Source organism: Blastococcus sp. SYSU DS1024 (assembly GCF_054050795.1).
This window is the reverse complement of sequence record NZ_JBJHAA010000002.1, coordinates 262,244-280,282: the sequence shown is the minus strand read 5'-3', so window position 1 is coordinate 280,282 and position 18,039 is coordinate 262,244. Positions and strand designations below refer to the sequence as shown.

Sequence of the window (18,039 nt, the reverse complement as noted above, 5' to 3'; positions counted from 1 at the left end):
GTGTACCGCGAGGTTCGCTGCTGCCCGGCGCGGGCGAGTCGCGGAGAGCGACGGGCTCAGCGGAACTTGGCGGTGAGGCTGTCCATCGTGCGGTTCACCGACGCGACCTTGATGTGCGAGAGCCCGCCGGCGGCGCCGGCCGCGAGCATCGCCTCGTGCGCTGCCCGCAGCGTCGCCCACACCTCGTCGGCCTCCCCCTCGAGGGTCGTCCCGAGCGCCCCGACCTCGTAGCGCAACCCCGAGGCCTGGATCACCGCGATCGCCGCCTCCACGTGCGCGTGCGGATCCTCGGCGGTCCCGGGCGGCGAGGGCGCGACCTGGATCTCGGCGATCACGGTCACCGCCCGCCCTCGACCGGCTCGACGACGTCGTCCCCGGCCTCGGCGCGCTCGGTCAGCCGGGCCGTCCACTCCGCGATCCGCCGGGCGACGTCCTGCTCGGTCAGCCCCGCGTCGGCGAGCACCTGGCCACGGCTGCCGTGCTCGAAGAACTGCTGCGGCAACCCGAGGGTGCGCACCGGCACGTCGACGTCGCGGTCCTGCAGCGCCTGCGTGAGCGTCGTCCCCACTCCCCCGGCGCGGCCGCCGTCCTCGACGGTGACGACCAGCCGGGAGCCGGCGGCGAGCTCGAGCAGCTCCTCGGAGACCGGCAGGACCCAGCGCGGGTCGACGACCGTCACCTCGATGCCGTGGTCGGCAGCGCGCTCGGCGACCGCCAGGCACATCGGGACCATGGAGCCGACGGCGACCAGCAGCACCTCCCGCCGCTCGCCGCGCCGCAGGACGTCGACCGGTCCGCGCCGCTCGACCGCCGGGATGTCCGGCGGCAGGGATCCCTTCGGGAACCGCACGACCGACGGCCCGTCGGAGACCTCCACCGCTTCGCGCAGCTCCTCGCGCAGGGTGGCCTCGTCGCGCGGCGCGGCCAGCCGCAGCCCCGGGACGACGGAGAGGATCGACATGTCCCACATGCCGTTGTGCGAGGCGCCGTCGTCACCGGTCACGCCGGCGCGGTCGAGCACCACCGTCACCGGCTGGCGGTGCAGCGCGACGTCCATGAGCAACTGGTCGAACGCCCGGTTGAGGAAGGTGGAGTAGACGGCGACCACCGGGTGCATCCCGGCCATGGCCAGCCCGGCGGCCGAGGTCAGCGCGTGCTGCTCGGCGATGCCGACGTCGAAGGTGCGCTCGGGGAACCGCTCGGCGAACGGCGCCAGCCCGGTGGGGTGCAGCATCGCCGCGGTGATCGCGACGACGTCGGGACGTTCGGTGCCGACGCGGACCAGCTCGTCGGCGAAGGCGTCGGTCCAGGCCAGCCCCGTCTTGCGGACGCTCGCGCCGCTGTCGGGGTCGAAGACGCCGGTGGCGTGCCAGGCGTCGATCTGGTCGGTCTCGGCCGGCGGGTAGCCGAAGCCCTTGGTCGTGACGGCGTGCACGATCACCGGCCCACCGAACGAGCGGGCCCGCCGCAGCGCGGACTCCATCATCTCGACGTCGTGGCCGTCGACCGGGCCGACGTACTTCATGCCCAGGTCCTCGAACATGCCCTGCGGCGACAGGACGTCCTTCAGACCCTTCTTGATCGCGTGCAGCGCGTCGTAGAGCTTGGTGCCGACGACGGGTGCCCGGTGCAGCGCCTGCCGGACGGCGGCCAGCGCCTCCTCGTACCCGGGGCGCAGCCGCAGGGTGGCGAGCGCGTCGGCGACCCCGCCGATCGTCGGCGAGTAGGAGCGGCCGTTGTCGTTGACCACGATGACGACCGGGCGGTCCTGGGCCGCGGCGATGTTGTTCAGCGCCTCCCAGGCCATGCCGCCGGTCAGCGCGCCGTCCCCGATCACCGCGACGACGGGGCGGGAGTCACCGCGGATGGCGAAGGCCTTGGCCAGGCCGTCGGCGTAGGACAGCGACGTCGAGGCGTGGCTGTTCTCCACCCAGTCGTGCTCGCTCTCGGCGCGGCTGGGGTAACCGGACAACCCACCCCGCTGGCGCAGCCGCTCGAAGCCCTCGACCCGGCCGGTCAGCATCTTGTGCACGTAGGACTGGTGGCCGGTGTCGAAGACGATGGGCTCGCGCGGGGAGTCGAACACCCGGTGCAGGGCGATCGTCAGCTCGACGCAGCCGAGGTTCGGGCCGAGGTGCCCCCCGGTCCTGGCCACGCTGGTGACCAGGGCGTCACGGACCTCCGCCGCGAGGGCGGGCAGCTGCTCGGGGGGAAGGGCTCGAAGGTCCTCCGGACCCCGCAGCGATCGCAGGAGCGGCACGGTGCGGCGGTGTCCTCTCGGTCTGGGCGGAGGCTGCTGAGCAGCCGCCGACCCACTGTAGCTGCGCTTCACGGGTACTTCCGGTCGAGCGGGTGGCGCGGACGCAGCTCACAGCGCCCCGGTCCGCTCCGTTCCCCGCTCACAGCCGGGGAACCCACCGTTCACCCCGCAGCGCCCCACCGACCACCTCGACGCCGCGGGCAGCGGCGGCCAGCCGGGCGCCCTCCCGTTCGTAGGCCCCCATCGCCGCCTCGATGGCCTCGGGCGGGAGCTGGTCGGCCAGCTCGACGCGCAGGGTGCGCCAGCCGGCGCGCGCCGCCTCCAGGCCGGCGGCGACGTGGTCACCGGCGAACCGGGCGAGCAGCACGGGATACCGGCGGAGCACCTCGTGCGCGCGGTAGTCCGGCGGGACGAGGTCGAACAACCAGGCGACGGCGGTGCGCTCCCAGTCGGGCGCGCCGGGTGGGCGCACCTCCTCCGGCCAGCCCGGCGGCACCGTCGCGTCCACGACACCAGTCTGCCGCACCGGTCGAACAGGCGTTCGACGGCGTGCCGGTGCCCGGGCGTCAGCCGGCGAGCGGCGCCGTCGTCAGGAGTCGACCTGCCGCTTGAGCCAGAACTGCTCGAACCCCCAGGTGCCGGCACCGCTGGAGTGGTAGCTGACGAGCTCCCACCCCTCGGCGCCGAGCTTGTTGAGCACCGAGCTGGTGTCGCCCTGCTGCCGTTCCGACTGACCGCCGGGGAGCTTGACGCTCACTCCGGCCCGCTGCGACTCGGCGTCGTTCGCGGTGATGACCGAGGCGTATTCCCACGTGGGCACACGGAGACGGTATCCAATGGGCGTCCAGCGGGTGACGGCAGCAGGACGGGAGACTCCCTGTCCCGGTCACCGGCCGGCCGGCACCAGCAGCGCCACGCACTCCACGTGGGCGGTCATCGGGAAGGCGTCGAAGCCGCGCAGCGCGGCCAGCCGGTAGCCGGCCTCGCCGAACGCCGCGACGTCCCGGCCCAGCGCGGCCGGGTCGCAGGCCACGTAGACGACGGCGCGCGCACCGGCGCCGGCCAGCAACCGGCTCACCGCCTTCCCGGCCCCGGCGCGCGGCGGGTCCAGGACGACGACGTCGGGCGCGGAGCCGAGCTCGGCGAGCAGCTCCGCCAGCCCGTCGGCGTCCACCTCGCCCTGCCACACCTCCGCCTGCGGGAACGCCGCCAGGTTGGCGTCGGCCGCCGCGCAGGCGCCCGGGTCCGACTCCACGCACACCACCCGGCCCCGCTCCCCGACGGCGGGGGCGAGAGCACCGCCGAACAGGCCCGCGCCGGCGTAGAGGTCGAGGACGGCCTCCCCCGGACCCACCGCGGCGAACTCCGTCACCGCCGCCACGAGCGCGTCGGCCGCGGCCGGGTGCACCTGCCAGAAGCCGGTGCCCTCGACCTCCCAGTCGCGCCCGCCCGCCCGCCGCTCGGCGCGACCGGCCGGCTCGGCGGGCAGCTCCTCCCCCGCCCGCAGCACCTCGGTGGCCTGCACCCGGCCCCGGCGGTCCAGACGGGCGGTGGTCACCGTGCCCGCCGAGTCGACCGAGACGTCGACCGCGCCCGCTCCCGGCCAGCGCCGTCCGAGCACCGCCCGCGCCGCGGGCTCCACGGTGATCGGGCAGTCGTCGAGCACCACCACGTCGTGCGACCGGTGCCGCCGCAGCCCCGACGCGCCGGCGCGGTCGACGGCGAAGCGGGCGCGCGAGCGCCACCGCAGGGCGCCACCGGGCAGCTCCTCGACGGCGAAACCGGCCACCACCGGGTCCTCGGGGTCGAGCCTGCCGAGCCGGACGAGCTGCTCCCGCACCACCGCGGCCTTGAGCCGGTGCTGCTCGGCCGGCTCCACGTGCTGCCAGTCGCAGCCGCCGCACCTGCCGGGGCCGCTGTACGGGCAGGGGCGCTCGACCCGCCCCGGTGCCGCGACCAGCACCTCGACGGCGTCGGCGCGGCAGAAGCCGGGGTGCCGGTCCTCGGTCACCCGCACCCGGACCCGCTCACCCGGCAGCGTGTGCCGGACGAACACCACCCGGCCCTCGTGCCGGGCGACGCAGTGCCCGCCGTGCGCCACCGGACCCACCTCGACCTCGAACTCCCGCCCCACCCACCCACCGCCACGGTCCTCGGGAGCGCTACCCCGTCGGCGGCGCTGCAGGGACCCGGCGCGAGCTCGCGAGTGCCGGGGGGCAGCGGGGTCCTCAGCCATACGGCGTCACGTCCATCTCGTCGTCGGTGTAGCCCCGACGGAGGTCGCCGGGTGCGGGCCCGCCGCGCCGCCCGTCGGCGTCGTCGTCGTGCCCGGCGGTGCTCTCCAGCTGCCACGGCACCGTCGTGATCATGACTCCCGGCTGGAACTGCAGCCGGGCGCGCAGCCGCAGTGCGCTCTGGTTGTGCAGGACGTTCTCCCACCAGTGGCCGACGACGTACTGCGGCACGAAGACCACCACCAGTTCGCGCGGGCTGTCCCGCCGGATGCTCTTGACGTAGTCGAGCACCGGGCGGGTGATCTCCCGGTACGGCGACTCCAGCACGGTCAGCGGCACCGGGATGTCGTAGCGCTGCCAGTCGGCCTGCAGCGCCCGGGTCTCGGCGTCGTCGACGTTGACCGTCAGCGCGGTGAGCGCGTCGGGGCGGGTGGCCCGGGCGAAGGCCAGCGCGCGCAGCGTCGGCTTGTGCACCTTGGAGACCAGGACGACGGCGTGCACCTTGCTCGGCAACGTGCGGGCGTCGGTGTCGGGTTCGAGCTGCTGCGACACGTTCGAGTAGTGCCGGTTGATGGCCCTCATCAGCAGGAACAGCACCGGCATGGCCAGCAGCACCAGCCAGGCGCCGCGGGTGAACTTGGTGACCACGATGATGAGCAGCACGACGGTGGTGAGCGACCCGCCGACGAAGTTGATCGCCTGGGAACGGCGCATGCGCCGGCGGACGGCGGCGTCGTCCTCCGCGCGCAGCTCCCGGTTCCAGTGCCGCACCATCCCCCACTGGCCGATGGTGAAGCTGGTGAACACCCCGATGATGTAGAGCTGGATCAGCCGGGTCACGTCGGCCTCGAAGACCACGATCAGCAGCCCGGCGAAGCCGGCCAGCAGCAGGATGCCGTTGCTGTACACCAGCTTGTCGCCCCGGGTGTGCAGCTGCCGGGGCAGGAAGCGGTCCTGGGCCAGCACCGACCCCAGCAACGGGAACCCGTTAAATGCGGTGTTGGCGGCCAGGATGAGGATGAGCGCTGTGGCGGCCTGGATGTAGTAGAAGCCGACCGAGGTGTCGCCGCCGAAGGTCGCCGCGGCGAGCTGGGCGATGACCGTGCGCTGCGGCTCGGTCTCGCAGGCGGTGAAGCCCTCGAGGTCGCAGGGGAACTCGGTGTACTTCACGTCGCCGAGCAGGGCCAGCGCGGTGACCCCGGCGAACATGAAGGCGGCCAGCCCGCCCATGAGCGCGAGCGTCGTGGCGGCGTTGCGGCTCTTAGGCGGGCGGAACGCCGGGACGCCGTTGGCGATCGCCTCGACCCCGGTCAGCGCGGTGCAGCCGGAGGCGAAGGCGCGCAGCGCGAAGAACACCAGCGCCAGGCCCGCCACCTGCTCGTAGCCGGGCTCCGGGGTGATCGAGTACTGGGCGCTCTCGGCGACGACCGGGTTGTCGGTGAAGAAGTCCCGGATCAGGCCGGTGACGATCATGATCATGATCCCGGCCACGAACATGTACGTCGGCAGCGCGAAGGTCCGGCCCGACTCCCGCAGCCCGCGCAGGTTCGCGGCGGCCAGGATCGCCACCAGGCCCAAGGCGATGGCCACGCGGTGCTCGTTGAGCGCGGGGAAGGCCGAGATGATGTTGTCGGTGCCGGCCGAGACCGACACCGCGACGGTGAGCACGTAGTCGACCAGCAGCGCGCTGGCCACGACGAGGCCGGCGAACTGGCCGTGGTTCTTCATCGCGACCTCGTAGTCGCCGCCACCGGAGGGGTAGGCGCGGACCACCTGGCGGTAGGAGAGCACCACGGTGATCAGCAGGAGCACGACGAGCAGCGCGAGCCAGGGGGCCAGGTAGAGGAACGCCGTGCCCGCCAGGGTCAGGACGATGAGGATCTCCTGGGTGGCGTAGGCCACGGAGGAGAGCGGGTCGCTGGCGAAGATGGGCAGCGCGAGCCGCTTGGGCAGCAGGGACTCCCCCACCCGGTCGCTGCGCACGGGGCGGCCGAGGACGAGGCGTTTCGGGAGTTGTCCGAGGTCGGACAGGCTTGGCACGGCGCGATGGTACGGACGTGCGGGAGCCCCGCGGGCGTGACTCGGCGCACCCCGCCCCGACGGGGGGATACGGGCGTCCTGCCCGCTCGCGGACCGCCCGCGGGTGTAGCTTCGCGGCCGGTGATGCGCGGGCGGTCGGCGCCGGCGCCACCGGAACTCTGCGGGAGTGACGCGCGTGCACGTGGTCGTGATGGGCTGCGGCCGTGTCGGCTCGGCCATCGCCCGGCGCCTGGAGCAGATCGGGCACAGCGTGGCCGTGATCGACCAGGACCCCGAGGCCTTCCGGCGGCTCGGCCCGGAGTTCACCGGGCGCCAGATCAAGGGCCTGGGCTTCGACCGGCAGACCTTGCTGGACGCCGGCATCGACTCCGCGGGCGCCTTCGCGGCGGTCAGCAGCGGCGACAACTCCAACATCATCTCGGCCCGCGTGGCGCGGGAGACCTTCGGCGTCCAGCACGTCGTGGCCCGCATCTACGACTCCAAGCGGGCCGAGGTCTACGAGCGCATGGGCATCCCGAGCGTCGCCACCGTGCCCTGGACGGTGAACCGGCTGCTGCGCGAACTGCTCTCGGTCAAGGTGAGCGAGCTGTGGCGCGAACCCACCGGCAAGGTGCTGCTGGTGCGCGTGACGGTCACCGACCCCTGGGTGGGGCGCAAGCTCGCCGCCCTCGAGGCAGCCACCGGGGCCCGCGCGGCGTGGCTGGTCCGCTTCGGTGAGGCCCAGCTGCCCACGCCGGTCACGGTGCTCCAGGACGGCGACCAACTCGTCGTCGCCGTCACCGACGAGCTGACCGCGCGCGTGCACGAGGTGGTCGAGCACGGACCCCAGGAGGGGAGCCACTGATGCGGGTCGCGATCGTCGGGGCCGGCGCCGTCGGCCGGTCCATCGCCGGCGAGCTGCTGGAGAACGGCCACACCGTCATGCTGCTGGAGAAGGACAGCCGCAAGGTCCGCGCGCGCTCGGTGCCCGGCGCGGAGTGGGTGCAGGCCGACGCCTGCGAGGTCTCCTCGCTGGAGGAGGCGCAGCTGGCCACCTGCGACGTCGTCGTGGCCGCGACCGGTGACGACAAGGCCAACCTCGTCGTCTCGCTGCTGGCCAAGACCGAGTTCGCGGTCAACCGCGTGGTCGCCCGGGTCAAGGACCCGCGCAACGAGTGGCTCTACACCGAGGCGTGGGGCGTCGACGTCGCCGTCTCCACCCCCCGGGTGCTGGCGGCGCTGGTCGAGGAGGCCGTGTCGGTGGGCGACGTCGTCCGCCTGATGAGCTTCCGCAAGGGAGCGGCCAACCTGGTGGAGATCACCCTGGGCGACGACACCTCCTGGGTGGGCCGCCCGCTGCGCGAGGTACCGCTGCCCCGCGAGACAGTGCTGACCACGATCCTCCGCGGCGACCGGGTCATCACCCCGTCGCCGGACGAGCCGCTGGAGTCCGGCGACGAGCTGCTGTTCGTGTCGCACGGCGACACCGAGGAGGAGCTGCAGCACGTCTTCGCGCCGGTCGGCCCCGGCCGCACCGACCGCTGAGAGAGGACGCCCTCGCCCCGCACCGCTCGCAGGCTCGCGGCGGGCCCCGGCAAGGGAGCCGCGATCAGGTGCCGGGCGGCCCGGGCGCGCGGTGCCGGTGCAGCCGGGCGACCACCCACAGGGTCACCACGAGCACGACCGCGGTCAGCGGCAGGCCGAGCACGACCGACGCCGTGCCGAGCAGCTCCACCTCGTCGGCGCGGTACAGCACCCACTGCACCCCCGCCCGCAGGAAGAACGAGCCCGCCCAGAGCGCGGTCAGCCAGGAGTAGGCGCGCAGCAGCCGGGGATCCCGGCGCCAGTGCAGCTGCGGCGCCGCGGCCGGGTCGGGCACCGGGGGCGCGGTGGTGGGCGCGGGTGCGTCCTCGGGCGCTGCCCGGCGGCTCCAGGGCAGCGAGTGGGTGGCCATCGCGCCGAGGTGGCTCGGCGCCAGGAACTCGGCCACCACCCCGACCAGCGGCCAGCGCAGCGGGATCGAACCCAGCAGCACCACCCCGACCACGAGGCTGCGCACGATGCCCAGGACGAAGAAGTCGCGGGCCTGACCGGTGTTGGCGGCGATGGCCACCGCGATGCCGACCCCGACGAGGCCGCTCACCGCCTGCTGCACGCTCTGCCGCCGGCTCAGCCGGAGCACGAAGACCGTGACCGCCGCGACCACCGCCGCCCATATGCCGGTGCGCAGCCCGGCGATGCCGTTGGCCACGATGAAGGCGACCGTGGGCAGCGTGGCGTCGACCATGCCGCGCCAGCCGCCCAGCTGCGCCAGCAGCTGCTCGCGGTCGAACGGCGAGGCCGGCGCACCCGTCTCGGGAGCGTGCTCGCCGTCGCCCGGCCGGCCCGCTGCGGTCACCTTCGTCTCCCCCGATCGCTGCCCGGCCCGCGCGTGGCGGCTCCCCGCCGCTGTGCGGTGGTCAGCCGGCGCTCAGCTCGTACCAGGGGTTGTAGATGACCTGCCGGCCGTCGAAGGCGGCGAACCGCCCCCGCGCGGTCAGCGATCGACCGGGCTCGATGCCCGCGATCCGCCGTCGGCCCAGCCAGACCAGGGTCACCGACCCCGAACCGTCGAACAGCTCGGCCTCGAGCGTGGGCACCGTCTCGCGCGGGGTGTAGACGACCGACTTCAGCCGGCCGGTGACCGTGACCACCGCGCCCTTGCGGCAGGTGCTGACCGGCTCGCAGCCGGCGGTGGCCGTTCCCGCGCGCAGCTCCTGCGCGTCGATGGTCTGGTCGTCGGCGGTCAGTCGCTGCAACGTGCGCGACCACCAGCCCGCCGGTCGGGTCTCCGTCACGGATCCAGCGTAGTGCGCCGCGGTGCACACGGGGACGCGCGCGGGTGTTCCCTGCATCGCGTCGTCAGGCCGGGCCGGCGGCCGGACCGCCGTCCGGCGACCGCGGACCCGGAGCCGTGCCCCGCGCGGGCTGCTGCGCGGCCAGCTGGGCCGCGGCCTGCGGGGGCAGCGCGAGCGGGAGCGGCTCACGCACCGGCATGGGCTCGCTGCCCCGGACGACGACGATGCCGCGGAAGGCCGTCTCCAGCGCCGCCGCCTCCGCCTCGGCGCCCGCGGCCGCGGAGCCGCTGAGCAGCCCGCGCAGGAACCAGCGGGGCCCGTCGACGCCGAGGAAGCGGGCCGGTCGCCGGACCGGCGGCTGGGCGGGCTGCCCGGGCTGCGCCGGCGGGGCCGCCAGGACGGTGCCGGCGAGCTCCGTGCCGAACGGGCCCTCCACCTCGCGGAGCGAGGCGCCCTGGCCCGAGGCGCTGCGGGCCAGCTCGGCGCGGACGTCGTCCCAGATGCCGGCCGCCCGGGGCGCGGCGAAGGCCGCGATCTGCAGCAGCGAGTCCCCGTGGCGCAGGGTCGCGCCGATCACCTTCTGCTCCTGGTTGAGCTCGACCCGCAGGTCCATGCCCGGCAGGGCGGGCAGCCGGAGCGCGCCCAGGTCGATGCGCGCCAGACCGTCCTCGGGCGCGTCGGCCTCGTCCCAGGGCCCGCTCGTGGGCGGGACGTCCCGGATGCGCTGCTGCGGCTCCGGGGGGACGCCCCGCTCGCGCAGGCTGCGGTCGATGCGGTTGCGCCGTCGTCCGAACGGCATGTCAGTTCCCCTCGGGTGGTGGAGTGTCGGAGGCCCCGGTCCCACCGGCCTGGTACCCGCCGGTGGAGCCGTGCCCACCCCCGCCGCGCTCGCTGGGCGGCAGCTCGGGGACGGGCACGAACCGCGCGCGGCTCACCGGCTGCACCACCAGCTGCGCGATGCGGTCGCCGCGCGACAGGCGCAACGGGGTGGCCGGGTCCAGGTTGATGAGGTTGACCATGATCTCGCCCCGGTACCCCGCGTCGATGGTGCCGGGAGCGTTGACCATGCTGAGCCCGACCCGGTGCGCCAGCCCGGACCGCGGGTGCACGAAACCGGCGTAGCCCTCCGGGATGGCCACCGCGACACCGGTGCCCACCAGCCGCCGCTCGAAGGGGGCCAGCTCGACGTCCTCGGCCGCGGTCAGGTCGGCGCCCGCGTCACCGGCCAGCGCGTAGCGCGGCACGGCGCCGTCGGGTGCGGTGAGGAGGACGGGCACGTCCAGCTCGGCGGAGGGATCGGGCACGTCGGCGACCCTATAAGGCCCCCTCGCCACCGCTCGCACGCTCCCGGCGGGGCGAGCGGCCCCGCCCCGAGCCCGCGGAGGGCGGGGAGGACGGGGGTCCGCCCTCAAGCTCCCGGCCCGCGCAGGTCGGACAGGACGCGGCGCGCCAGGGTCTCGGTCGCCCGGCGGTTCACCCGGCCGGAGAGGGCGGCGCCCACGAGGAAGGGGGCCGCCCCGGGAACGGCCCCGGCCAGCCGGCGGGTCATGCGCCGGCGCAGGGCGCGCATGCCGGCGGTGCCCAGGACCGAGCCGAGCCCCGCGGCGCCGACGCCGGCCACGGCGCGCTGCTGCGACCAGGCCTCCAGGTAGGCCTGGGCCCGCGCGGTGGCGTCACCCGGGGGCCGTCGGCCGTGCAGCTCGTGCAGCTCACCGAGCAGGACGACCTCCACCGCGGCCACCAGGACCGTCTCCGCACCCAGCTCCAGGGGAACGGCGAGCAGCGACGGCGGTGCGAACCAGTGGGCGGCGGACAACCCGCCGGCGGCCGCTCCGATCCCGGAGGTGGCCCGGCCTGCGCGCTGGACGAGCGCCTCGGCGATCTCGTCGTCCGGGAGGCCGGGATGGGCGGCGCGCAGCCGCTCCCGGTCGCGGATCGGCAGCCGGGGCACCGCGGCCGCCAGGAGGTCGCCCAGCAGCGCCCCGGGCGCCCGGCCATCGCCGCCGGCCACCCCGGCGTCGGCCGGACCGGGCGACGGCGGGCCGCTGCTGCTCCCGCCGAACGCCCCGGCCACCGCGCCGGCGACGGCACCGACGACGTCGCGCAGGAGGCCGCCGGCCGGCCGGTCGGCGCCGCTCCCGGTCAGCCCGGCGACGGCGTCCGCGATGGCCCGCCCGGCGCGCGCCAGGGGGCCTTCCTCGACCGGTACGGCGCCCTCCGACGGCGCCACCGGCCGTGGCGGTGGGACGTCACGCGGCGCGCCGGTGCGCGGCCCCTCGGTCATCGGTCCCCCTGGTGACGGGATGGAACGGCCCCGTCCCGGGTCCCACCCTGAGCCTGCGAAGGGTGGGGAGGACGGGGTCCCTTCAGGCGCAGTCGCGGCAGAACAGCTGGTCGCCGCGGGTGGACGCCAGGCGGCTGCGGTGCTGCACCAGGAAGCAGCGCGAGCAGGTGAACTCGTCCTCCTGCTTGGGCAGGACGCGGACGGTCAGCTCCTCGTTCGACAGGTCCGCGCCGGGGAGCTCGAGGTTCTCGTTGAAGTCGGTCTCGTCGACGTCGACCGACGAGGACTGCGCCTCCGCCCGGCGAGCCTTCAACTCCTCGAGCGAGTCCTCGCCGAGCTCGTCGGTCTCGTTGCGGCGCGGGGCGTCGTAGTCGGTGGCCATGGGGTGTGCCCCTCCTCCGGGGTTCTCGCGGGCGTCGCGCCCGCTCGTCTGACGCGGCGCGGGGTGCGCGCCGTCGTCCTGGCCGATCGCCGGTGGGCGACCGGTGGGTCGGTGTGGGGCATCCCGCACCGGGCGCCCGTCCACTGCGCCGGCCTCCCCTCGCGGAGGGGCCAGCAGGCCCCCCAACGCCCTTCGGCCCCGATTTGTGCCCGACTCAGCGGACGTGACACATCGGGCCCGGGAACGGTCGGGCGGGCGGCGGAGCGCCAGAGGTTACCCTGCGCCGGTGGCGACTTCCCCGGGTGCTGATCCAGCCGTCGTCGGGCCGTACCTGGCCTCCGTCTTCGGGGAGGAGCGATGGCGATCGGTGGACGTCGAGCTGATCGCCGCGGGCATGTCCAACCTCACCTACGTGGTGAGCCCTTCGGACGGCCCCGCCGACGCAGCGGTCATCCTCCGGCGGCCTCCCACGGGGGCGGTGCTGGCCACCGCGCACGACATGGCCCGTGAGCACCGGGTCATCTCCGCCCTGGGCCCGACGCCCGTCCCGGTGCCGCGGACGCTGCACCTGTGCACCGACCCCGCGGTGCTCGGCGCGCCGTTCTACGTGATGGAGCGCGTCGTCGGTGTGCACGTCGCCCGGGAGCTGCCCGCCGGGTACGCCGATGCGCCCGAGCAGCGGCGGGCCATCGGCGACGCCCTCGTCGACACGCTGGGCGACCTGCACGCCGTCGACCCGGCGGCGGTGGGGCTGGCCGACTTCGGCCGGCCGGAGGGTTTCGCCGCCCGCCAGGTGCGGCGCTGGACCAAGCAGTGGGACGCCACCCGGGATCGCGACCGCCCCGACCTCGACGCGCTCGCGGCCCGGCTGGCCGAGACGGTGCCCACGACCCAGCGGTCGAGCATCGTGCACGGCGACTACCGGTTGGACAACTGCCTGCTCGACCCCGCGGCGCCCGGCCGGATCGCCGCGGTCCTCGACTGGGAGATGTCCACCCTCGGTGATCCGCTCACCGACCTCGGGATGATGCTCGTCTACTGGCCGGAGGCCGGCGAGCAGCGTCCGTCGTCGCAGAGCCCGGTCACCGCCCTGCCCGGGTTCCCGACCCGTCGGGAGGTCGCCGAGCGCTACGCGGCCCGGACGGGCACCGACCTGTCCGAGCTGCACTGGTACGTGGCCTTCGGCTTCTTCAAGTTCGCCGCGATCATCGCGGGCATCCTGGCGCGGTCGGCGGCGGGCGCCATGGCGGGCAAGGACACCAGCGGCTACGCCGAGCGGATCGGGCCGTGCGTGCAGCTCGGACGCGCCGCGCTGGACGACGGTGCGATCTAGGAACGCCGTCCGCCCCTAAGCTCGCTGCTGACAGCCGTCCGCACCCGTCGCGGGCGCCGTCCGTCCCGTTCCGGCCGGCCGGTCCCACGCCTGCCGGATCCCGCCCGAGGAGCATTCCCGTGACCGAGCGCACCGTCCAGCCTCCGGTGCGCCCGCGCAGTGGCCGGCGCCCGCTCCCCCCGCTGATTTTCCTGCTGGTCCTCGCGCTGGCCGCCGGAGCGGTGTGGTGGACGGTGGCCCGGCAGGACCGGGAGCAGCGGGCGGCGGACGCGCGGGCCTGCGCCACCGCGGAGGCGGCGCCCCCGTCGCTGGACCCGGCCGCCGTCTCGGTGCGGGTCCTCAACGCCACGGACCAGGGCGGGCTGGCGCAGACCGTGGCCGACGCGCTCGCCGCGCGCGGCTTCACGGTGAGCGAGGTCGCGAACGACCCGAGCAGCCGCGAGGTGGAGGGCGTCGGCGAGGTCCGACACGGCTCGCCGGGCAACGACGCCGCACGCTTCCTCGCGGTGCACGCGCCGGGCGTCGGGGACTACCGCGACACCCGGGCCACCGCGGTCGTCGACCTCGTCCTCGGCCCCGAGTTCACCTTCCCCGACAGCCTGGCCACCCCCGAGGAGGTCGAGGTGTCGCTCACCGCGCCGGAGAGCGCGGCCGACGACTGCTGAGCCGCGCCGCCGCTCAGCGGTGCAGCTCGGACACCAGGGCGAGGAAGGGCTCGGCCACCGAGGGCGCCACCGCGATGACCATCGGCTCGCCCACCGGCGCACCGTCGAGCCCCGTCACGACCGCGCCCGCCTCGGCGGCCACCAGCGCGCCGGCCGCGTGGTCCCACGGGTTCAGGTCGAGCTCGTAGTAGGCGTCCACCCGGCCGGCCGCCACTGCGCAGAGGTCCAGCGCGGCGCTGCCGAACCGCCGGATGTCCCGCACGCGCGTGACGAGCTGCGCCACGACCGCGCCCTGGGCCCTCCGCTGCTCGACCCGGTAGCCGAAGCCGGTCGCGACCATCGTCCGGTCCAGCGCCTCGGGCGTCGGGACGGCGAGCCGGCGAGCCGGCCGCCCGGGCGACTCCAGCCACGCCCCACCACCGGACGTCGCCGAGAACAGCTCCCCGGTGGCCACGTTCAGCACCACGCCGGCCTGCACCACCCCGCCGACCTCGGCGGCCACCGAGACGGCGTAGGCGGGGATGTCGTAGAGGAAGTTCACGGTCCCGTCGATCGGGTCGACGATCCACCGCACCCCGCTCGTCCCCTCGCGCGCGGCCCCCTCCTCCCCCAGCACGCCGTCCGCCGGCCGGGCGGCGAGCAGCCGCCGCACCAGCAGTTCCTCGCTGGCGGTGTCCACCGCCGTGACGACGTCGACGGGGCTGGACTTGGTGGTGATGCGCTCGCCGGCGGACTCCCGCCCGCGGGCCACCAGAGCGGCGGCCTCCCGTGCCGCCGCCACCGCGAGCTCCAGCAGCGCGCCCGGTGCCGGCGGGTCGGAAGGAAGTGCGTGCGGAGAGGTCATGCGGCGATCCTGCCGCAGCGCGGCCCCCTCGTAGGAGCCCGCTGCGAGCATGCGAGCTGCGGGGGGCGAGGGGGTCCTTCTACTAACCTGTCGGCGTGCAGGGCTTCGGGGTGGACATCGGCGGCAGCGGCATCAAGGGGTGCCTGGTCGACCTGGACGCGGGACGGCTGATCGGGGAACGGCTGCGCATCGAGACGCCGCAGCCGTCGCTGCCCGACCCCGTCTTCGACGTCGTGGCCCGCATCGTGGGCTCGTTCGAGTGGTCCGGGCGCGTGGGGGTGACCTTCCCGGGGGTGCTCAAGTCGGGGGTCGCGCACACGGCCGCGAACGTCGACAAGACCTGGCTGGGCACGGACCTCGCCGCCGGGGTCGCGCAGCGCGTCCCCGGCCCGGTGGAGACGCTGAACGACGCCGACGCCGCGGGGCTGGCCGAGATGCGCTACGGCGCCGGCCGCGACCGGCGCGGGGTGGTGCTCATGCTCACGTTCGGCACGGGCATCGGCAGCGCGCTGTTCGCCGACGGGAAGCTGGTGCCCAACACCGAGTTCGGGCACATCCAGGTCGACGGCGAGGACGGCGAGAAGCGGGCCTCCGCGGCCGCCCGCGAGCGGGAGGAGCTCAGCTACCCCGAGTGGGCGCGGCGCGTGGACCGCTACCTCGACGTCCTGGAGGCCGGCGTCTGGCCGGACCTGATCATCGTGGGCGGCGGGGTCAGCAAGAAGGCGCACAAGTGGGTCCCGCTGCTGTCCACGCGCACCCCGGTGGTGCCCGCGGAGCTGCAGAACGACGCCGGGATCGTCGGGGCCGCCCTGGCTGCCGTCGAGCGCGGCGAGGCCTGACCGCGGGGTCGCGGCGCCGGGTGACCCTCCCGGGGTGAGCCGACCGCCCCCTCGGAGCGAGGGGCCCGGGTGCGAGGCGCTGGTTTCACCCGGCGACGTCGTTACAATGGTGGAGCCCCAGCCCGCCGCGCTTCAGCCGGGAGGGATTTCCACACCCGATCGTGGCCAAACGCCGCGCCGGTCCGCGGGGTCCCCTCCCGCTCCGAGCACAGGGCCGGAGCCGCTGCCCGCGGGCCACACGGTCCCCCGGGGAACGCACCCAGCACGGGAAGGAACCTGAGTGCCCGCCGATCAGCCAGCACCGGAAGCAGCCGCAGCGAGCACCCCGCGCGCCAGGACGGCCGCAGCCGGTACCCGTGCCAGCGCCAAGAAGACGGCCGCTGAGCCGGCGGCCGCCCGGAAGCGCGCCCCGGCCAAGCCGGCCGGCGCGCAGAGCGCGGCCAAGGGCCGCGCGAAGCCGGCGATCACGCCGTCGCCCGGTACCGGCGAGGGAGCCGTGCTCACCGCGGTGGCCACCGAGGACGGCGCGGTGGCCGTGGTGGACGCCGGCTCCGAGGGGCTCAAGCTCGACGAGACGGTCGTCACCGGCAAGGACGGCGTCGAGGTCGCCGCCGAGGAGGAGACCGCCGAGGGCGGCACCGACTTCGAGTGGGACGAGGAGGAGGAGTCCGAGGCGCTGCGGCAGGCCCGCAAGGACGCCGAGCTCACCGCCTCCGCCGACTCGGTCCGCGCCTACCTCAAGCAGATCGGCAAGGTCGCGCTGCTCAACGCCGAGGAGGAGGTCGACCTCGCCAAGCGGATCGAGGCCGGGCTCTACGGCGCCGAGCGGCTGCGTCAGGCCGAGGAGGAGGGCCAGAAGCTCTCCCCGCAGATGCGCCGCGACCTCAACTGGATCGTCCGCGACGGCGAGCGCGCCAAGAACCACCTGCTGGAGGCCAACCTCCGCCTCGTGGTCTCGCTGGCCAAGCGCTACACCGGTCGCGGCATGGCGTTCCTGGACCTGATCCAGGAGGGCAACCTCGGGCTCATCCGCGCGGTCGAGAAGTTCGACTACACCAAGGGCTACAAGTTCTCGACCTACGCCACGTGGTGGATCCGCCAGGCCATCACCCGCGCGATGGCCGACCAGGCCCGCACCATCCGCATCCCGGTGCACATGGTCGAGGTCATCAACAAGCTCGGCCGCATCCAGCGCGAGCTGCTCCAGGACCTGGGCCGCGAGCCCACTCCGGAGGAGCTGGCCAAGGAGATGGACATCACCCCGGACAAGGTGCTGGAGATCCAGCAGTACGCCCGGGAGCCGATCAGCCTCGACCAGACCATCGGTGACGAGGGCGACAGCCAGCTCGGCGACTTCATCGAGGACTCCGAGGCCGTCGTGGCCGTCGACGCGGTCAGCTTCACCCTGATGCAGGACCAGCTGACCAGCGTGCTGCAGACGCTCTCCGAGCGGGAGGCCGGCGTGGTCCGGCTGCGCTTCGGCCTCACCGACGGCCAGCCGCGCACCCTCGACGAGATCGGGCAGGTCTACGGCGTGACCCGGGAGCGGATCCGCCAGATCGAGTCGAAGACGATGTCGAAGCTGCGCCACCCCAGCCGCTCCCAGGTGCTGCGCGACTACCTCGACTAGGACGCCGGCGTCGGGCCGGGACGCCGTCGCCGGTCGTGGCGCAGTGCCATGACCCGGACGGGTCACGGGGTGCCGGCGGCGGTGTACGCCGACACGTGTCGGGTAGACGGCGTAGCGTGGCACCCGTCAGAACAGCAGCGGACCCACGGTCGGACCGGTCACCCACCGGCCCGGCAGATGATCACCAGCACGTGCACCACCCGTCCCAGCCAGTGACGTCCCCTGCTGAACCCGCTCCACCCACGCCCGGCGTGTTACGGACTCATCTCATTCGGCGAGTCCGGGATGAACCGGGCGGGAACGGGAATCCGAGGGGCCATCCTGGCGCTGTGCAGGAGGCCGATCCGCAGCCGCGGGTCCGTGCGGTAGAGAGCGAGTGATGACCCAGATGACCCAGACGCTGACGACGACCCCCGCCGCCGACGACCTGGTCGTGCCCTTCCACTGCGACCGCTGCGGCGCACTTGCCAAGGTCCGTGTCGTGCTCGCCAACGGCAGCGACCTCGTGTTCTGCGGACACCACGCCCGCGAGTACGAGGGCAAGCTGCGTGACATCGCCGTCGACATCATCGACACTGAGGGCGAGCAGCGCGTAACTGCGTGAGAGAGGCGCTATCGTCGCGCCCGCGATGACCGCCTCACCCGACGACGCCGCCGCGTCCGACGTCCCGCCTCGTGCGGGCGCCGGACCGGCGGCTCCGTCGTCTGTGGG

20 protein-coding genes are annotated in these 18,039 nt (G+C 74.7%); 7 read left to right on the top strand and 13 right to left on the bottom strand.

Annotation, left to right across the window (positions count from 1 at the left end; translation table 11 throughout):
- Positions 1-56: 56 nt before the first annotated feature.
- From ACI79S_RS03005 to ACI79S_RS02980, 6 genes are all read right to left on the bottom strand, one after another.
- The gene (locus ACI79S_RS03005) at positions 57-341 is read right to left on the bottom strand and encodes a thiamine-binding protein (RefSeq protein ID WP_456591959.1); all 285 of its coding nucleotides are present in this window, start codon (positions 339-341) and stop codon (positions 57-59) included.
- Positions 338-2,260 carry a 1-deoxy-D-xylulose-5-phosphate synthase gene (gene dxs / locus ACI79S_RS03000; protein WP_456591958.1) on the bottom strand — a complete coding sequence of 641 codons (1,923 nt, stop codon included), beginning with the start codon at positions 2,258-2,260 and terminating at the stop codon, positions 338-340. The genes ACI79S_RS03005 and dxs overlap by 4 nt, the downstream gene beginning before the upstream one ends.
- 139 nt (positions 2,261-2,399) lie before the next feature.
- On the bottom strand, positions 2,400-2,768 hold the full coding sequence (locus ACI79S_RS02995) for a hypothetical protein (protein ID WP_456591957.1): 369 nt from the start codon (positions 2,766-2,768) through the stop codon (positions 2,400-2,402).
- 81 nt (positions 2,769-2,849) lie between these two features.
- Positions 2,850-3,080: a DUF4177 domain-containing protein gene (locus tag ACI79S_RS02990; protein ID WP_456591956.1), complete on the bottom strand. Its 231-nt coding sequence runs from the start codon at positions 3,078-3,080 to the stop codon at positions 2,850-2,852.
- Between the two features lie 66 nt (positions 3,081-3,146).
- Positions 3,147-4,394, bottom strand: coding sequence for a class I SAM-dependent RNA methyltransferase (locus ACI79S_RS02985; RefSeq protein ID WP_456591955.1), 1,248 nt, complete (start codon positions 4,392-4,394; stop codon positions 3,147-3,149).
- Positions 4,395-4,488: 94 nt separating this feature from the next.
- Positions 4,489-6,534, bottom strand: coding sequence for an APC family permease (locus tag ACI79S_RS02980; RefSeq protein WP_456591954.1), 2,046 nt, complete (start codon positions 6,532-6,534; stop codon positions 4,489-4,491).
- A gap of 166 nt (positions 6,535-6,700) precedes the next feature.
- Here ACI79S_RS02980 and ACI79S_RS02975 point away from each other — a divergent pair, with 166 nt between their 5' ends.
- Both ACI79S_RS02975 and ACI79S_RS02970 read left to right on the top strand, forming a co-directional pair.
- The gene (locus tag ACI79S_RS02975) at positions 6,701-7,378 is read left to right on the top strand and encodes a potassium channel family protein (RefSeq protein WP_456591953.1); all 678 of its coding nucleotides are present in this window, start codon (positions 6,701-6,703) and stop codon (positions 7,376-7,378) included.
- The gene (locus ACI79S_RS02970; protein ID WP_456591952.1) at positions 7,378-8,058 is read left to right on the top strand and encodes a potassium channel family protein; all 681 of its coding nucleotides are present in this window, start codon (positions 7,378-7,380) and stop codon (positions 8,056-8,058) included. Before ACI79S_RS02975 ends, ACI79S_RS02970 begins: the two co-directional genes overlap by 1 nt.
- Positions 8,059-8,122: 64 nt before the next feature.
- Here the strand turns inward: ACI79S_RS02970 and ACI79S_RS02965 are convergent, their stop codons facing one another.
- From ACI79S_RS02965 to ACI79S_RS02940, 6 genes are all read right to left on the bottom strand, one after another.
- Positions 8,123-8,911 (bottom strand): DUF3159 domain-containing protein, encoded by a 789-nt coding sequence (locus ACI79S_RS02965; RefSeq protein ID WP_456591951.1) that lies wholly within the window; start codon positions 8,909-8,911, stop codon positions 8,123-8,125.
- A gap of 61 nt (positions 8,912-8,972) precedes the next feature.
- Positions 8,973-9,350 (bottom strand): OB-fold nucleic acid binding domain-containing protein, encoded by a 378-nt coding sequence (locus ACI79S_RS02960; RefSeq protein ID WP_456591950.1) that lies wholly within the window; start codon positions 9,348-9,350, stop codon positions 8,973-8,975.
- A 64-nt stretch (positions 9,351-9,414) separates the two neighbouring features.
- Positions 9,415-10,149 (bottom strand): DUF3710 domain-containing protein, encoded by a 735-nt coding sequence (locus ACI79S_RS02955; RefSeq protein WP_456591949.1) that lies wholly within the window; start codon positions 10,147-10,149, stop codon positions 9,415-9,417.
- A gap of 1 nt (position 10,150) precedes the next feature.
- A complete protein-coding gene (gene dut / locus ACI79S_RS02950; protein WP_456591948.1) occupies positions 10,151-10,654 on the bottom strand; it encodes a dUTP diphosphatase in 504 nt (167 codons plus the stop codon).
- A 104-nt stretch (positions 10,655-10,758) separates the two neighbouring features.
- Positions 10,759-11,634: a hypothetical protein gene (locus ACI79S_RS02945; protein ID WP_456591947.1), complete on the bottom strand. Its 876-nt coding sequence runs from the start codon at positions 11,632-11,634 to the stop codon at positions 10,759-10,761.
- An 82-nt stretch (positions 11,635-11,716) separates the two neighbouring features.
- The gene (locus ACI79S_RS02940; RefSeq protein WP_091930594.1) at positions 11,717-12,016 is read right to left on the bottom strand and encodes a DUF4193 domain-containing protein; all 300 of its coding nucleotides are present in this window, start codon (positions 12,014-12,016) and stop codon (positions 11,717-11,719) included.
- 286 nt (positions 12,017-12,302) lie between these two features.
- Between ACI79S_RS02940 and ACI79S_RS02935 the strand changes: the two genes are divergently transcribed.
- Both ACI79S_RS02935 and ACI79S_RS02930 read left to right on the top strand, forming a co-directional pair.
- The gene (locus ACI79S_RS02935; RefSeq protein WP_456591946.1) at positions 12,303-13,349 is read left to right on the top strand and encodes a phosphotransferase family protein; all 1,047 of its coding nucleotides are present in this window, start codon (positions 12,303-12,305) and stop codon (positions 13,347-13,349) included.
- A gap of 119 nt (positions 13,350-13,468) precedes the next feature.
- Positions 13,469-14,014 carry a LytR C-terminal domain-containing protein gene (locus tag ACI79S_RS02930; protein ID WP_456591945.1) on the top strand — a complete coding sequence of 182 codons (546 nt, stop codon included), beginning with the start codon at positions 13,469-13,471 and terminating at the stop codon, positions 14,012-14,014.
- Between the two features lie 13 nt (positions 14,015-14,027).
- Here ACI79S_RS02930 and ACI79S_RS02925 read toward each other — a convergent pair whose 3' ends face one another.
- Positions 14,028-14,858: an inositol monophosphatase family protein gene (locus tag ACI79S_RS02925; RefSeq protein WP_456591944.1), complete on the bottom strand. Its 831-nt coding sequence runs from the start codon at positions 14,856-14,858 to the stop codon at positions 14,028-14,030.
- A gap of 95 nt (positions 14,859-14,953) precedes the next feature.
- On the opposite strand from ACI79S_RS02925, the gene ppgK reads away from it, so the two are divergent.
- The 3 genes from ppgK (at position 14,954) to ACI79S_RS02910 (ending at position 17,931) form a co-directional block, all read left to right on the top strand.
- Positions 14,954-15,697: a polyphosphate--glucose phosphotransferase gene (gene ppgK / locus ACI79S_RS02920; RefSeq protein WP_456591943.1), complete on the top strand. Its 744-nt coding sequence runs from the start codon at positions 14,954-14,956 to the stop codon at positions 15,695-15,697.
- Positions 15,698-15,977: 280 nt separating this feature from the next.
- A complete protein-coding gene (locus ACI79S_RS02915; protein WP_456591942.1) occupies positions 15,978-17,327 on the top strand; it encodes an RNA polymerase sigma factor in 1,350 nt (449 codons plus the stop codon).
- A gap of 379 nt (positions 17,328-17,706) precedes the next feature.
- Entirely contained in the window at positions 17,707-17,931 is a 225-nt protein-coding gene (locus ACI79S_RS02910) for a DUF7455 domain-containing protein (protein WP_091930645.1), read from the top strand.
- Positions 17,932-18,039: the final 108 nt, after the last annotated feature.

Excerpts from the sequence above, each read along its gene's own strand:
- ACI79S_RS02925 (WP_456591944.1), bottom strand. The coding sequence starts at position 14,858 with ATGACCTCTCCGCACGCACTTCCTTCCGACCCGCCGGCACCGGGCGCG.
- ACI79S_RS02955 (WP_456591949.1), bottom strand. The coding sequence starts at position 10,149 with ATGCCGTTCGGACGACGGCGCAACCGCATCGACCGCAGCCTGCGCGAG.
- ACI79S_RS02945 (WP_456591947.1), bottom strand. The coding sequence starts at position 11,634 with ATGACCGAGGGGCCGCGCACCGGCGCGCCGCGTGACGTCCCACCGCCA.
- ACI79S_RS02970 (WP_456591952.1), top strand. The coding sequence starts at position 7,378 with ATGCGGGTCGCGATCGTCGGGGCCGGCGCCGTCGGCCGGTCCATCGCC.
- ACI79S_RS02940 (WP_091930594.1), bottom strand. The coding sequence starts at position 12,016 with ATGGCCACCGACTACGACGCCCCGCGCCGCAACGAGACCGACGAGCTC.
- ACI79S_RS02910 (WP_091930645.1), top strand. The coding sequence starts at position 17,707 with ATGACCCAGATGACCCAGACGCTGACGACGACCCCCGCCGCCGACGAC.